We start from the raw sequence: 975 nt of genomic DNA, 5'->3' as shown, positions 1-975 counted from the left end.
AGATACATATTATATGTACGAAGGCATTTCATTTACACAAGATTCTTGACGCTACCATCAAAACACATAAGGCGACCAAATATTCGTATGCGGATTTTGATACGTGGTACTGTACATTAACTAAAAAGCAACGTAACCGGTATTATCAACTCGTTCGTGATGGTGATAATACAGATGCTGAAGGTGAACTATTGCCATTTTCAAGTGGGTATTTTCTATAAAGATTAATCAGTTCATACAAGTAAACTCAAACCAACTTGTTTTAACTTCATACTTTATAAAAGGGCGGTCTTTTAGGACTACACCGGGTCAAAATCAAAGGAGTTTCTAAAATGAAAAAAGTGGATCGACTTTTAGTAGCCATTGCCATGGCCTTTACTATGCTGGGTGGCACCGTGATGCCTAGTGTCACTGCGGTTGCTTCAAGCAAAACTGGATACAGTCGGATTAGAAAGGTAAATACATGGAATCATGCTAAGTATTGGGTTAAGAATACTAAGGGTAAAACCTACAAGATGACTGGCACGACCAAGAATGTAAAATTGAAGACCAATCATTATTTGAAGAATTATAAGAAGAACAAGTGGATGCGAACCAAGATTACCCAAATCCAGCATAAGGGTAGTTGGATGGTCTATTACTATATGACCCCAATCACGAAGAAGAAACACGCTGGTGGCTGGGTTAAATTAACGGATATGAAGCCTGTGAAGACTTATAAGGCAACCAAGCATACTGAGGCCGATTTTGATACATGGTATCGATCCTTTAATAAAAAGGGTCGCAACCAGTATGCACACAGTACTGATGGTGCAGCTCTTGGTGCATTAGGGAACCCTTCTCAAACTGTTTATTTGTCTATGTTTTTTAAATAAGTCTACTGTAATTTAAGCAGTCGACCAAAAGGAAGTTTTTAAAATCTTGAATTGTCAAATTAAGTGCAACACTACATTAAAGAATATTTCATAAGGCGTT

Annotated in this window: 2 protein-coding genes; both read left to right on the top strand. The window is 37.4% G+C overall.

From position 1 onward, the window contains the following. Positions 1–221 (top strand): hypothetical protein (locus IV54_RS12135; RefSeq protein ID WP_237756711.1); only part of this gene is annotated, 221 nt, incomplete at its 5' end. 111 nt (positions 222–332) lie between these two features. After that, a complete protein-coding gene (locus IV54_RS09730) occupies positions 333–875 on the top strand; it encodes a hypothetical protein (protein WP_057879141.1) in 543 nt (180 codons plus the stop codon). Positions 876–975 lie beyond the last annotated feature (100 nt).

Origin of the sequence: Levilactobacillus paucivorans, from assembly GCF_001437125.1 — a bacterium.
In the GTDB taxonomy this organism is placed as follows: domain Bacteria; phylum Bacillota; class Bacilli; order Lactobacillales; family Lactobacillaceae; genus Levilactobacillus; species Levilactobacillus paucivorans.
Note: the sequence above shows the minus strand (reverse complement) of the source record. Positions and strands in the feature narration are given on the sequence as shown.

What these genes read in the sequence shown, in the direction of transcription:
- IV54_RS09730 (WP_057879141.1), top strand. Translation starts at nt 333, where the DNA reads ATGAAAAAAGTGGATCGACTTTTAGTAGCCATTGCCATGGCCTTTACT.